The organism is Pseudonocardia halophobica, assembly GCF_050948485.1.
Taxonomy (GTDB): Bacteria; Actinomycetota; Actinomycetes; order Mycobacteriales; family Pseudonocardiaceae; genus Pseudonocardia; species Pseudonocardia halophobica.
Window position 1 is genome coordinate 183,170 of sequence record NZ_CP192046.1, and the last position, 13,180, is coordinate 196,349.

A 13,180-nucleotide genomic window follows, 5' to 3' on the forward strand; every position below is an offset into this window, starting at 1 on the left:
TCCCGCCGCGCGTGCGGCACTCCGACGTCCCGGCCCGGGCTAGCGTGAGGGGATGGCGAACCCCTTCCTCGCGCCCAGCGAGCTGCCCTACGGCCTCCCGGACTTCGCGGCGATCACCGACGGGGACTACCTGCCGGCGTTCGAGGCGGGGATGGCGGAGCAGCGGGCCGAGGTGGACGGGATCCTGGACTCGGGTCCGCCGACCTTCGCCAACACCATCGAGGCGCTCGAGCTCTCGGGCCGCACGCTCGACCGGGTCTCGCGGGTGTTCTTCAGCCGCGCCGGCGCGCACACGACCCCGAAGATCGAGGAGGTACGGGCCGCGGTCGCGCCGATGCTCGCCGCGCACGCCGACGCGATCGCCCTGGATCCACGGCTGTTCGCGCGGATCGCCGAGCTGCACGGGAAGCGTGAGGAGCTGGGCCTCGACCCGGAGTCGCTGCGGCTGCTCGAGCGCCACCACCGGGACGCGGTCCGGGCCGGGGCCGAGCTGGGCGAGGCCGACAAGGAGCGGCTCAGCGCGATCAACGCCGAGCTGTCCTCGCTGTCCACGACCTTCAGCGGCCGGCTGCTCGCCGGGGCCAACGCGGCGGCCGTGCACGTCCACGACCCCGCGAAGCTCGACGGGATGTCCCCGGGCGCGATCTCCGCCGCGGCGGCCGCCGCGAAGGACCGCGGGCACGGCAGCGGTTTCCTGATCACCCTCGTGCTGCCGACCGGGCAGCCCGTGCTCGAGTCGCTCACCGACCGGGAGCTGCGGCGCGAGATCTTCGAGGCGTCGATCGGGCGCGGCGCGCAGGGCGACGAGAACGACACCCGGGACGTCGTCCTGCGGCTCGCGGCGCTGCGCGCGGAGCGGGCGCGGCTGCTGGGCTTCCCGAGCCACGCCGCCTACGTCATCGACGACAACACCGCCGGTTCGGTCGACGCCGTCGCCGCCATGCTGGCCGACCTCGCCCCGCCCGCGATGCGCAACGCCGACGCGGAGGCCGCCGACCTCGCCGCGATCGCCGGGCACGCGCTCGAGGCGTGGGACTGGGCGTTCTACGCCGAGCGGGTGCGGCGGGAGCGGTACGAGGTCGACGCGGCGCTCCTGCGCCCGTACCTGGAGCTCGAGCGGGTGCTGCAGCACGGCGTGTTCCACGCGGCCGAGGAGCTGTACGGGATCCAGTTCCACGAGCGCCACGACCTGCCGACCTACCACCCGGACGTCCGGTACTGGGAGGTCTTCGACGCCGACGGCACCCCGCTCGGCCTCTACGGCGGCGACTACTACGCCCGCGAGTCCAAGCGCGGCGGCGCGTGGATGAACGCCCTGGTCCCGCAGGCCGGGCTGCTCGGCACCCGGCCCGTCGTGATGAACACGCTGAACATCGCCAAGCCGGCCGGGGGCGAGCCCACGCTGCTGACGATCGACGAGGTCCGCACCCTCTTCCACGAGTTCGGGCACGCGCTGCACGGGCTGTTCTCGGCCGTCCGGTACCCCACCTTCTCCGGGACGTCCGTGCCCCGGGACTTCGTCGAGTTCCCGTCGCAGGTCAACGAGATGTGGCTGGAGCGCCCGGAGATCCTCGGCCGGTACGCCCGGCACCACGAGACCGGCGAGCCGCTGCCGCCCGAGCTGCTGGAGAAGCTGCTGGCCAGCCGGGCCTACGGCGAGGGCTACCGGACCACGGAGTACCTGGCGGCCTCGCTGCTGGACCAGGCCTGGCACACGCTCAGCGTCGACGGCACCGTCGAGGACGTGCTGGCCTTCGAGGCGGAGGCGCTGCGCAAGGCCGGGATCGCACACCCGCTCGTGCCGCCGCGCTACCGCAGCACCTACTTCAACCACGTCTTCGCGGGCGGGTACTCGGCCGGCTACTACTCCTACATCTGGTCGGAGGTCCTCGACGCGGACACCGTCGAGTGGTTCGCCGAGAACGGGGGCCTGCGCCGGGAGAACGGCGACCACTTCCGCCGGGAGCTGCTGTCGAGGGGCGGCAGCGTCGACGCCATGGAGGCCTACCGCGCCTTCCGCGGTCGCGACCCCGAGATCCGCCCGCTCCTGGAGCGCCGCAACCTCACCTGATCCCGCGAGTCGGCACTCTCACGCGACCGCACCGCACATTCCGGGAGCTCCCGGGATGTGCGACTCGGTGACCGAATACTGTCGACTCGCGGGGTGTTGGACGGGGTGTGCGTCTCTCGTTGCTGGACCGGTCGCGGACCCGCGCGGGTGAGCCGGACTCCGCGGCGGTGCGGCACACCGTGGAGCGGGCACGCCGGGCCGAGCAGCTCGGCTACCACCGGTTCTGGGTGGCCGAGCACCACGCCGTCCCCGGGATCGGCTCGGGGGCGCCGACCGTGCTCATGGCCGCCGTCGCGGACGCGACCGAGCGGATCCGTGTGGGGTCGGGTGGGGTGATGCTGCCCAACCACCAGCCGCTGGTCGTCGCGGAGCAGGTCGGGGTGCTCGCGGCGCTGCACCCCGGCCGGATCGACCTCGGGGTCGGGCGCTCGCTCGGCTTCACCGCACCCGTCCGGCGGGCCCTGCGGGCCGACGGGACCGACACGTTCCGCGAGGACCTCGACGAGCTCCGCGCCTACCTCGACGGCAGCGGCCCCGTCACCGCCCGCCCGCGGCTCGACGCGCCGGTCCCGCTCTTCGTGCTGGCCACGGGCAAGGGGTTGGCGGTGGCCGGGGACCTGGGGCTGCCCGTCGTCGTCGGCGGCCCGGTGCTCGACGACACCCCGGCCGGTTCCGAGGCCCCTCGCCGACTACCGCGACCGGGCAGGAGACCGGGCGTACGTGGTCGTGTCGCTCGACGTCCTCGTCGGCGACCCGGACCTCGCCCTGCCCGAGGCCTGGGCCCTGGCCGTCGCGCGCAGCACCGGCGAGTTCCCGCCGCTGGAGCCACCCGCCCCGGACCGGCCGCTGACCGAGCGGCAGCGGAGCACGGTCGAGGGCGCGCTGCGCCGCACGATCGTCGGCGACGAGGCGACGGTCGCCGCCCGGCTCGACGCGCTGCTCACCCGCACCGGCGCCGACGAGTTGCTGGTCAGCTCCTCGACCTTCGACCGCGCCGCCCTCGCCGAGTCCGACGCCCGGCTCGCGGCCCTGCTCACCGAAATCCCAGGTCGGCAGGGGTCGTGAGCGGCGGCTGACCCTCTAGGGGCGGTTGCCGCTCACGGGTCGGGGGGTGCGGCGGCGGTGCAGGAGCAGCATCGCGCCACCCGCGAGCAGGCCCCAGAAGGCCGAGCCCAGGCCGAGGAAGGACACCCCGGCGGCGGTGACCACGAACGTCACGATCGCCGCCTCCCGGCCCTCCGGCTGCGCGACGGCCGAGGTCACGGCTCCGGCGAGCGCGCCCAGCAGGGCGAGCCCCGCGACCGCCTCGACCAGCACCGGCGGGGAGAGCAGCAGCAGCGCGGTGGCCAGCCCGGCGCCGAGGCCCAGCACCGCCAGGCCGAGCCCGGCCGTGACCGAGGCGATCCAGCGCCGGTCCGGGTCGGGGTCGGCGTCGGGCCCGGCGGCCAGTGCCGCGCTGATCGCCGCGAGGTTCACCGCGTGCCCGCCGAAGGGGGCGGCGCCGAGGGTCGCGAGCCCGGTCGCGACGAGGATCCCGCGCAGCCGCGGCACGAAGCCGTACTGCGCCATCACCGCCATGCCCGGCACGTTCTGCGAGGCCATCGTGACCAGGAACAGCGGCAGCCCGATCCCGATCAGCGCCGACGGCGTGAACACCGGCGTGGTCCACTGCAGCCGCGGCGCGAGGTCGATCCCGCCGAGGCCCGGCCCGGTGAGCGCGATGCCCGCGATCGCCACCACGAGCGCGGCCGGCACCGCCCACTGCCGGGCGAACCGCGCCACCAGCGCCCAGACGACGATCACGGGCGCGGCCAGCAGCGGGACGTCGTGCAGGGCGCGGACGGGCGCGAGGCAGAGGTCCAGCAGCACTCCGGCGAGCATCGCGGCCGCGATGGCGCCGGGGATCGCAGCGATGAGCCGGCCGAGCGGGCGCACCAGCCCGGCGACGACGATCAGCACTCCGCACAGCAGGAACGCGCCGACCGCCGCCGGGAAGCCGCCCTCCGGGACGCCGGACGAGATCAGCAGCGCCGCCCCCGGCGTCGACCAGGCGATGCTCACCGGCATCCGGGTGCGCAGGCCCAGGACCAGCGCCACGATCCCGGACCCCACCGCGACCGCCAGCAGACCCGACGCCGCCTGCGCCTCGGACGCACCGGCCGCCCGGAGCCCGGTGAGCACCACGGTGAACGAGCCGCCGAAGCCGACGATCGCCGTCACCACCCCGGCCAGCACCGGTCGTGCGATTGCGCGCACCACGCCTCCTCCCGGCCGTTCCGTTTACGGAACGGACGCCGGGATGGGACGATAACCGCGTGGATGCGACGGCGGCAAGCGAGTCGGGGACCGGCACCGCGCCGGCCCTTCCCGGCGGTGCCGCGCACGTCGGCCCGCGTGTGCGGGCGCTGCGCACCGAGCGGGGGATGTCGCTGTCCGAGCTGGCCCGCCGCGCGTCGATCGGCAAGGCCACGCTCTCCGGGCTCGAGGCCGGTACCCGCAACCCCACCCTGGACACGCTGCACGCGGTGGCCGCGGCGCTCGGGGTGGCGCTGACCGCGCTCGTCGCGGGCGGGGGCAGCCCCCGGATCCGCGGTGCGGCGGTCGACATGGAACTGCTGCGGGTGTTCGACGACGGCCCGGCCACCTACGAGCTCTACCGGATGCGGATCCCCGCGGGAGCCGAGCAGGTCTCGCCGGCCCACCACCCCGGCGTCACCGAGCACGCGACGGTGTTCGCCGGCGAGCTCCGCGCCGGCCGGCTCGACGCGCCGGGCCTCGCCGGGCCCGGCGGGTATCTCGAGTGGGCCGCCGACGCTCCTCACGGTTACGCCGCCGTCGGACCGGAGGACGTGCACGCCTCGCTGCTGATCCGCTACCCCACGTAGCGCAGCCGCACACAGTGGAACAGGCCGGTCACTGCAGGTGAACGGGTGCGCAGGAACGCCCGTTCGGCCCCAGCCCGACGGTTAACGCGGAGAGAGATCTGCTCGACAGAGTGAGGACCGACCCGCCGCCGGAAGGACGCCATGAGCCTGCAGCCGACCTGGACCCTTCCCGCCGACACCTCGACCGTCCGCCTGCCCGTGCAGCGACCCGCGCACCGGGCCGTCCGGGCGGCGACCCGCACGCGCGGACCGCGGACCTGGGCCGAGTCGGCCGCCCGGCGCCGCCGCCGGGTCCGCCGGGTCCGCTTCGGTCGAGTGCTGCTGGTCCTGGTCGCCCTCGCCGCGCTGACCGGGGCGGCCGTGATCTGGCAGCTCGCCGACGGGCGGCCCCTGGAGCTCCTCCGCGACGGGTGGGCGCTGCTGGAGCCGCGCGTCGACGACGTGGTCCGGCTGATCCGCCGGCAGTAGCCCGACTCAGGAGTAGATGCGCAGCCAGTCGACCTGCATCTCGCTCGGGCGCGGGGAGCCGTCGTCCGGGAAGTAGTCGAGCTGGATCGTCGGGTGCATCTTCCCCGGCGGGAGCGTGCCCGGGTCGGTGCTGGAGAACCACTGCTGCCCGTCGAGGTAGCCGGTGATCCCCTTCGGCGTCCACTCCACGGCGTAGTTGTGCCACTGGGTGATGTCGATCTTCCGGTTCGCCGACTTCTGGTTGTTGTCCGCGCCGTAGTGCAGGAAGAAGGACACGCCGTCCGACGCGCTGTCGGTCTCCGCGAAGTCGACCTCGCCGCCCCGCGGCCACTCGATGTCGCTCGGCCAGAGGATCAGCACCGGGTGGTACTGCGAGTCGCCCGCCGGGAACTTGGCGCGCATCTCGTACCGGCCGTACTGGCGGCTCCCGTTGTACGCCATGCCGCCGGTGTTGCCGTTCGAGTCGCCGCGGATGGTGAGGACGCCGCCCGAGGTGGAGACCGCGTCGGGGGTGCGCCGGCCGTTGCCGCCGTGCCCCGCGCCGTCGTAGAGGCCCCACTTGTCGAGGCCGCCGGAGAACTCGTCGCCGCCGATCGGCGTCCAGCCCAGTCGGCCGGCCGCCGTCGAGCCGTCCCCGCCGGAGACCGGGCCGCGGGCGCGGGCCGAGCCGGTCGCCGGGTTCGCGGCCGCGGCGGGCGGGCGCGTGGTGGTCGTGGCGTGCTCGCGCGCTGAGTCCACCGCCTGGCTCAGCGCGCCGGGGGCCGGGATGGCGGCCACGCCGGTCGAGGGTGCGTCGGGCGTGCCCTGGGCCGTGTCCGACGAGGTCAGGGACGCAGACAGGTCCGGCCCCTCGTCCGAGACCGGGCGCAGCAGCAGGGCGACCGTGGCAGCGACGAGGACCGCGGCGGTGCCGACGGTGACCGGGGCCCACCGGCGCAGGGCCGAGCGCGGGGCGCGGCGCCGGCCGCGGCGGGGGTCGGGGGCCTCCCGCTCGATGTCGGTGTCGTCCGCGGGCCCGGTGCCGTCGCCGAGCTCACCCGTGCCCGGGCCCGCGATGATGTCGGCGGCCGTGATCACCGGCATCCCCGTCATCGGGCTGATCGGCGGCGGCCCGGCAGCCTCGGGGTCGAGCCCGACCGCGGGCAGCGACGACGTGTGCGTCAGCAACGCGGGCTCGCGCGGGGAGTCCGCGAGGTCCGGGGAGCCGTCGGGGTCGGTGGCCGGGTCGTCGGCGGAGCGCGGCGCGGGGACCGTGGCCGTGGCGCTGGCGGCGTGCCGCCGACGGGTGGGACGGCCCGGTCGGCCGGTGGGGGAGCCGTGCTCCGCGGAGAGTCGGGCGACCAGCTCGCGGGGGTCGAGCCGGTCCTCCGCGGCGGAGGGTTTCCGTCGCATGATCGATGACCATATGGAGCAACGCCGTACCGACCGGGCGAAGCTGAGAGCCGGGGTTGCCCCAGCGCGCCGACAGGTCGCCGTGAGGCGCCGGAGCGCCCCGTTCTCCCCGGGATCCCCGGAGAGACTGCTCCGTTCGGAGCAGCACGACTCTCAGGGAGAGCCGCTCGTCGGTCCGGCACACGCCGTTCGAACCGTTGACGGATTGTGATCGGGGGGCTTTCCCGCCAAGCTGTCCGTGATGCTCCCCGCTGCTCCCCCGGGGGGTGCGTCCGTGTTCGTGCCGTCGCAGGCGACGGCTCGAGCCTTCGTGCCCCCGTACGCCCCCGTCCTCGTGGCGCTGCCCCCGACCGCCGCGTCGGCGTCGGTGCTGCGCTCCCTCCGTGCGGAGGGGATGCGCGCCGATCTCGCCGGCGACGGCATCGCCGTCCTCGACACGATCCGCGCCGCCCCGCCCGCCCTCCTGGTGCTCGACGTCGACCTCCCCGGACCCGAGCACGCCGCCGTCCTCGCGGCGGTCCACGCGGAGTCACCGAGCGTGCCCGTGGTGGTGCTCACCCCGCGTGAGCGCCGCAACGCGGTGATCGCCCAGCTGCGCAGCGATCGGGACGACTACGTCCTGCGTCCGTTCTCCGTCGACGAGCTGTCCGCGCGGATCCGGCTGCGGCTGCGGCTGACCGGCGCCGTCGGACACACGCTGATCCGCCGCGGCGAGCTGGTGGTCGACACCGAGCTCGGCGAGGTGACCGTCGACGGCAGCCCGGTGTCGTTGTCGCCCACCGAGTTCTCGCTGCTCACGGCCCTGCTCACGGAACCGGGGGCCACGGTCTCGCACGAGGAGCTGGCGAACCAGGTGTGGTCGGAGCCGGCCTCGCCGAACCTCGTCCAGGTCTACATCTCCTACCTGCGCCGCAAGATCGGCCCCGAGCGGATCCGCACGGTCCGCGGGGCCGGGTACGTGCTCGAGGGCTGAGCAGGTACCGGGGCCGCACAACGACGGCGCCCGTCCCGGGGTTCTCCGGGCGGGCGCCGTTCGTGTGCCGTGCGGCGGCTCGCGTTATGCGCGCGTGCGCGAGCGCCGGCCGACGACGAGCCGGTAGATACCGAGCAGCACCAGCGACCCGATCAGGGCGATCACCCAGGTGCGCAGGTCGAAGAAGCTGCCCGTGTCGACCCCGAAGAGGGCCGAGCTGATCCAGCCGCCGAGCAGGCCGCCCACGACACCGATGATGCAGGTGACGATGATGCCGCCCGGGTCCTTGCCCGGCATGATCAGCTTGGCAAGGGCACCGACGATGAGCCCGACGACGATCCAACCGATGACGCCCATTGTTCCTCCTCACGATCGCGCCGGGTTCTTCCGGAGCGTGTCCGATGTGGTCGAGGTGCGGGTGCCCGGTGATCGACGGCCGTAAACGGACGGTGACGATATTCGTCCCGTTCGGGTCCTCCGGCGCGGCCGCTGGGCCGACCGTGGTCATCCGTCCGGGTGTACGTCCTGACCTGCGACGGAACGAGAGATAACGCTTCGGTCCCGACCGCCCTTCCGGCAGGCCGCGGCTTCCGCGCTGTGCTAGGCAGACGCCCTGGGGGGCGACCGCGGGGGTGGCCCTGCAACGAAGTCGGGAGAGTTCCATGACCGTCACCGGCATCATCACTGCGATCGTGTTCGGGCTCATCATCGGCGCCTTGGCCCGCCTGCTCGTACCCGGCAAGCAGAACATCCCGATCTGGCTGACGATCATCGTCGGCCTCGTGGGCGCGTTCATCGGCACGTTCATCGCCCGGGCCCTGAACCTGCGGACGTCGGGCTGGAACTTCTGGGAGACGATCTTCCAGATCGTCGTGGCGGTGATCCTGGTGGTGCTCGTCTCGAACCTGTGGGCGAGGCGCGGCGCACGGCACTGACTCGAGGGCGCACCACTCCCACCGCACGCGCAGGCGACGGGCCCGGACCACCACGGTCCGGGCCCGTCCGCATGCGCGGGTCAGTGCACGAGGCGCAGGGTGAGCGGGTAGCGGAAGTCGACGCCCTGCGAGGCCCGGACCGTGCCCAGCACCACGCAGGCGACGTAGAACACCCCGTAGAGCGGTAGGAGGACGAGCCCGATCCCCACGAAGATCAGCAGGCCGAACACGACCGTCCACACCAGGGCGTTGATCTGGAAGTTCAGCGACTCGACCGAGTGCCGCCGCACGTAGGCGGAGTCTCCGCCCTTGACCAGCAGCACGATCAGCGGCGCGAACAGGCCGAGCGCGAACCAGGCGGACACGAAGCTGAGCACGTGCGCGGCCATGGCCCAGTTGCGCTCGTCGTCGCGCGGCACGAGCGGGGCGTCCCCGGACTGGTGGCCGGTGTACTCGTACGGCGAGTTGCTCATATCCGCAGTGAACACCCGCGCGGCGGCCCGGACATCGGGGAAATGCCCGGAGATACCGGGTCGAAGGACCCCGGGATCCGGCCCGGGTCAGAAGCTGCGGGCCGCCTCGAGGAACCGGTCGTCCTCCTCCGGGGTGGTGACCGTGACCCGCACCCCGTCCGGGTGGAACGGCCGGACCACCACCTTGTGCTCCAGGCAGTGCGCCGCGAAGTCCGCGGTCCGCTCGCCGAGCGAGACCCACACGAAGTTCGACTGGGTGTGCGGCACGGTGTAGCCGGCCGCGAGCAGGGCCTCGCGCACCCGGACCCGCTCGCCCACGGCCTCCTTGCACGCCGCCAGCAGCTCGGTCGCGTGGTCGAGGGCAGCGATGGCACCCGCCTGGGCCACGGTGCTGACGCTGAAGGGGGCGCACACCTTCTTCAAGGCGGTCGCGATCTCCGGGGCGGTGACCGCGTAGCCGACCCGCAGCCCCGCGAGCCGGTAGGCCTTGGAGAAGGTCCGCAGCACCACGAGGTTCGGGTAGCGGTCGATCAGCGGCAGCCCGTCGACGGCCTCGGGGTCGGTGACGTACTCGTGGTAGGCCTCGTCGAGCGCCACGACGACGTCCGGGCCCACCGCGTCCATGAACCGCTCGAACTCCGCGCGGTGCACGACCGTGCCGGTGGGGTTGTTCGGGCTGCAGACGAACACGAGCCGGGTGTGCGGGGTGACGGCGGCGGCCATGGCCTCGAGGTCGTGCCGGAAGTCGCCGTCGAGCGGCACGGTGACGGCGCGAGCGTTCCCGATCTGGGTCACGATCGGGTAGGCCTCGAAGGACCGCCAGGCGTAGACGACCTCGTCCGTGGTCTCCCGGCAGGTGATCTGCACGAGCTGCTGGCAGAGGCTGACCGAGCCGCAGCCGACCGCGATCCGGTCCGGCGTGACGTCGAGCTCCGAGGCGAGCCGCTCGCTCAGCCCGACGACGGCGAGGTCCGGGTACCGGTTGCCGGCCGCCGCGGCCTCGGCGATCGCCGCCAGGACCGGCGCGGTCGGCGCCAGCGCGACCTCGTTGCTCGCCAGCTTGATCGCCCCGGGGATCGCCCGGCCCGGGACGTAGGCGGGCAGGGAGTCCAGGTCGGGGCGGATCGGCGTCATGTGCGTCACGGTAGCCCGCCCCGTCCCCGGCGTGCCCCGCAGTCGTGGAAGGCTGTCCTCATGAGCGAGATCCGCACCGAGGCGGTGCCCCTGGTCGACGGCTCCGACCTGCGCCTCACGGTCGCGGAACCCGAGGGCACCGCCCGGGGCGGGATCGTCGTGCTGCACGAGGCGCGCGGGGTCACCGACACGGTCCGCCGGCTCGTGGAGGGGATCGCCGGCGACGGCTGGCTGGTCGTCGCGCCGCACCTCTACCACCGCGACGGGGCGGACGAGCTCGACGGCGCGGAGGACCAGGTCGCCGACCACGTCGCCCGGCTGGACGGCGAGCAGGTCATGGCCGACACCGACACCGCGTTCGGCTGGCTGGCGGATCACGAGGTCGCCCCGGACCAGATGGGCGTGATCGGCTTCGACCTGGGCGGCAGCGTGGCGCTGCTGGTGGCGGCCCGGCGGACCCTGGGCGCCGCCGTCACGGTGGCCGGCGGCGGGATCGACGAGCCGGTGGGTCCGCTCCCCGCGCTGGTGTCTGCCGCGCCCGGCCTGACCTGCCCGTGGCTCGGCATCTACGGCGACCGGGACGACAAGGCGGAGCTCGACCGGCTGCTCGACGCCGCCCGCGAGTCCGAGGTCGCCACGGACCTGGTGACCTACCCGGGCTCCGGCCACCGCTTCGACGACGACCCGGCCACCGCCGCCGACGCGTGGCAGCGGATGCTGAACTGGTTCGACTCCCACCTGCGCTGAGAGGCGCGTCACCACCCCGTCCTCCGGGGGTGGCCCGGGACGCACGGCGTCGGCGACGATGACGCCATGACTCTCGACGCCGACGTCCCCGAGGTCCTCTGGTCCCCGTCGCCGGAGCAGGCAGGTCGCACCGCCATCGCGGAGTTCGCGCGATGGGTGCGGGAGCACAAGGGTGTCGAGCTGGGGTCGGACACCGACTACGCGGAGCTGCACGCCTGGTCGGTGCGCGACCTGGAGGGCTTCTGGGCCGCGGCCGCAGAGTTCCTCGGGGTGATCTTCCGGGACCGGCCGACGGCCGTGCTGGGCTCGCGGGAGATGCCGGGCGCGGAGTGGTTCCCGGGCGCCACGCTGAACTACGCCGAGCACGCGCTCACCCCGGGGCCGGGCCGGGAGGACGCGGACACCGCCGTGGTGTTCGCCCGCGAGGACGGGCTGGAGCGCACGGTGACCCACGCCGAGCTGCGCGAGCAGGTCGCCCGCGCCCGCGCCGGGCTGGTCGCCGCGGGCGTCGCCAAGGGTGACCGGGTGGTGGCGCTGGCCCCGAACTCGGTCGAGACCCTGGTCACGTTCCTCGCGGCGGCCTCGTTGGGGGCGGTGTGGTCCTCCTGCTCGCCGGACTTCGGCGCGCGGGCGGTGCACGACCGCTTCGCCCAGATCGAGCCGGTGGTCCTGCTGGCGGTCGACGGCTACCGCTACAACGGCAAGGCGTTCGACATCCGCAAGACCGTCGCGGCGCTGCAGGACCAGCTGCCGACCGTGCGGCAGACCGTGCTGGTGCCCTACCTGGAGCCCGGGGCGACGCTGGAGGGGACCACGTCGTGGGCGGAGTTCACCGCCGCGGCGGGCCCGCTGGAGTTCGAGGCGGTGCCCTTCGACCACCCGTTGTGGGTGCTGTACTCCTCGGGCACCACGGGGCTGCCCAAGGGCATCGTGCACAGCCACGGCGGGATCGTGCTCGAGCACCTCAAGGCGATGCGGCTGCAGAACGACCTGGGGCCGGGGGAGACCTTCTTCTGGTTCACCACCACCGGCTGGATGATGTGGAACTTCCTGGTCGGCGGCCTGCTCGTCGGGGCGACGATCCTGCTGTTCGACGGCAACCCGGGCTTCCCCGACCTGGACGCGCTGTGGGCGCTGGCCGAGAAGCACGGCGTCACGGTCTTCGGGGTGTCGGCACCGTTCGTGCAGTCCTGCCTGAAGAAGGGCCTGCGGCCGCGGGACTCCCACGACCTGTCCCGGATGCGGGCCCTGGGCTCCACCGGCTCCCCGCTGTCCGTCGAGGGCTTCCGCTGGATCGCCGAGGCCTGCGGCGAGCACATCCAGATCTGTTCGGTGTCCGGCGGCACGGACGTCTGCGCGGCGTTCGTGGCCTCGGCACCGACCGTGCCCGTGTGGCTGGGCGAGCTGTCGGTCGCCGCGCTGGGCGCCGACGTGCACTCGTTCGACGAACGTGGCGAAGATCTCGTCAGTGCTGATCCGGTCGAGGTCGGCGAGCTGGTCATCACCCAGCCGATGCCGTCCATGCCGGTGATGTTCTGGAACGACCCGGACGGCAGCCGGCTGCGCGAGGCCTACTACGAGATGTACCCGGGGATCTGGCGGCACGGGGACTGGGTGCGGGCCACCCCGCGCGGCTCCTTCGTGATCTACGGCCGCTCGGACTCCACCCTCAACCGTGGCGGGGTCCGGATGGGCACCGCGGACTTCTACGCCGTGGTCGAGGGCTTCGAGGAGGTCGCCGACTCCCTTGTGATCGACACCACGGCGCTCGGGGCGAAGGAGGAGGGGGCGCTGCTGTGCTTCCTCGTGCTGGCCCCGGGGGCGTCGCTGGAGGACGTCGAGCCGCGGCTACGCAAGGCCCTGCGCAGCGAGCTCTCGCCCCGGCACGTCCCGGACCGGTTCGTGCTCGTCGACGCCGTGCCGCGCACCCTGAACGGGAAGAAGTGCGAGGTCCCGGTCAAGAAGATCCTCGCCGGGGTCAGCCCGGACAAGGCCGTGAGCAGGGGCGCGCTGCAGAACCCGGACGCCCTCGCGCCCTTCCTCGACCTGGCCGCGACGTCCGGCTGACGGGCCCCCGGCACGCGGACCCGGGGTGGGGTGCG

13 protein-coding genes and 1 pseudogene are annotated in these 13,180 nt (G+C 73.9%); 9 read left to right on the forward strand and 5 right to left on the reverse strand.

From position 1 onward, the window contains the following. The first annotated feature begins 52 nt into the window (after window positions 1-52). The 3 genes and pseudogenes from ACQP04_RS00900 (at window position 53) to ACQP04_RS00910 (ending at window position 3,136) form a co-directional block, all read left to right on the forward strand. On the forward strand, window positions 53-2,071 hold the full coding sequence (locus ACQP04_RS00900) for a M3 family metallopeptidase (protein ID WP_433505196.1): 2,019 nt from the start codon (window positions 53-55) through the stop codon (window positions 2,069-2,071). Window positions 2,072-2,238: 167 nt separating this feature from the next. Beyond that, window positions 2,239-2,658 (forward strand): annotated as a pseudogene (locus tag ACQP04_RS00905) (MsnO8 family LLM class oxidoreductase); the annotation flags it as partial. Between the two features lie 133 nt (window positions 2,659-2,791). Continuing rightward, entirely contained in the window at window positions 2,792-3,136 is a 345-nt protein-coding gene (locus tag ACQP04_RS00910; RefSeq protein WP_433508524.1) for a hypothetical protein, read from the forward strand. A 15-nt stretch (window positions 3,137-3,151) separates the two neighbouring features. On the opposite strand, the gene ACQP04_RS00915 is transcribed toward ACQP04_RS00910, so the two are convergent. Further along, the gene (locus ACQP04_RS00915) at window positions 3,152-4,327 is read right to left on the reverse strand and encodes a benzoate/H(+) symporter BenE family transporter (RefSeq protein ID WP_433505197.1); all 1,176 of its coding nucleotides are present in this window, start codon (window positions 4,325-4,327) and stop codon (window positions 3,152-3,154) included. Window positions 4,328-4,386: 59 nt separating this feature from the next. Between ACQP04_RS00915 and ACQP04_RS00920 the strand changes: the two genes are divergently transcribed. Then, a complete protein-coding gene (locus tag ACQP04_RS00920) occupies window positions 4,387-4,956 on the forward strand; it encodes a helix-turn-helix domain-containing protein (protein ID WP_433505198.1) in 570 nt (189 codons plus the stop codon). Window positions 4,957-5,097: 141 nt separating this feature from the next. Next, window positions 5,098-5,424, forward strand: a complete 327-nt coding sequence (locus ACQP04_RS00925; RefSeq protein ID WP_433505199.1) for a hypothetical protein — start codon at window positions 5,098-5,100, stop codon at window positions 5,422-5,424. 6 nt (window positions 5,425-5,430) lie between these two features. On the opposite strand, the gene ACQP04_RS00930 is transcribed toward ACQP04_RS00925, so the two are convergent. Next, window positions 5,431-6,816: a glycoside hydrolase family 16 protein gene (locus ACQP04_RS00930; protein WP_433505200.1), complete on the reverse strand. Its 1,386-nt coding sequence runs from the start codon at window positions 6,814-6,816 to the stop codon at window positions 5,431-5,433. A gap of 274 nt (window positions 6,817-7,090) precedes the next feature. Between ACQP04_RS00930 and ACQP04_RS00935 the strand changes: the two genes are divergently transcribed. After that, window positions 7,091-7,789: a response regulator transcription factor gene (locus tag ACQP04_RS00935; protein ID WP_433505201.1), complete on the forward strand. Its 699-nt coding sequence runs from the start codon at window positions 7,091-7,093 to the stop codon at window positions 7,787-7,789. A gap of 84 nt (window positions 7,790-7,873) precedes the next feature. On the opposite strand, the gene ACQP04_RS00940 is transcribed toward ACQP04_RS00935, so the two are convergent. Then, entirely contained in the window at window positions 7,874-8,146 is a 273-nt protein-coding gene (locus ACQP04_RS00940) for a GlsB/YeaQ/YmgE family stress response membrane protein (protein ID WP_433505202.1), read from the reverse strand. 305 nt (window positions 8,147-8,451) lie between these two features. Here ACQP04_RS00940 and ACQP04_RS00945 point away from each other — a divergent pair, with 305 nt between their 5' ends. Continuing rightward, on the forward strand, window positions 8,452-8,724 hold the full coding sequence (locus ACQP04_RS00945) for a GlsB/YeaQ/YmgE family stress response membrane protein (RefSeq protein ID WP_433505203.1): 273 nt from the start codon (window positions 8,452-8,454) through the stop codon (window positions 8,722-8,724). Between the two features lie 80 nt (window positions 8,725-8,804). Here ACQP04_RS00945 and ACQP04_RS00950 read toward each other — a convergent pair whose 3' ends face one another. Together ACQP04_RS00950 and hisC are read right to left on the reverse strand one after the other, a co-directional pair. Beyond that, the gene (locus tag ACQP04_RS00950; protein ID WP_231498096.1) at window positions 8,805-9,197 is read right to left on the reverse strand and encodes a DUF4870 domain-containing protein; all 393 of its coding nucleotides are present in this window, start codon (window positions 9,195-9,197) and stop codon (window positions 8,805-8,807) included. A gap of 87 nt (window positions 9,198-9,284) precedes the next feature. Next, window positions 9,285-10,331, reverse strand: a complete 1,047-nt coding sequence (gene hisC / locus ACQP04_RS00955; protein ID WP_433505204.1) for a histidinol-phosphate transaminase — start codon at window positions 10,329-10,331, stop codon at window positions 9,285-9,287. 60 nt (window positions 10,332-10,391) lie between these two features. Between hisC and ACQP04_RS00960 the strand changes: the two genes are divergently transcribed. Next, entirely contained in the window at window positions 10,392-11,078 is a 687-nt protein-coding gene (locus ACQP04_RS00960) for a dienelactone hydrolase family protein (RefSeq protein ID WP_433505205.1), read from the forward strand. 66 nt (window positions 11,079-11,144) lie between these two features. Further along, the gene (locus ACQP04_RS00965; RefSeq protein WP_433505206.1) at window positions 11,145-13,145 is read left to right on the forward strand and encodes an acetoacetate--CoA ligase; all 2,001 of its coding nucleotides are present in this window, start codon (window positions 11,145-11,147) and stop codon (window positions 13,143-13,145) included. Window positions 13,146-13,180 lie beyond the last annotated feature (35 nt).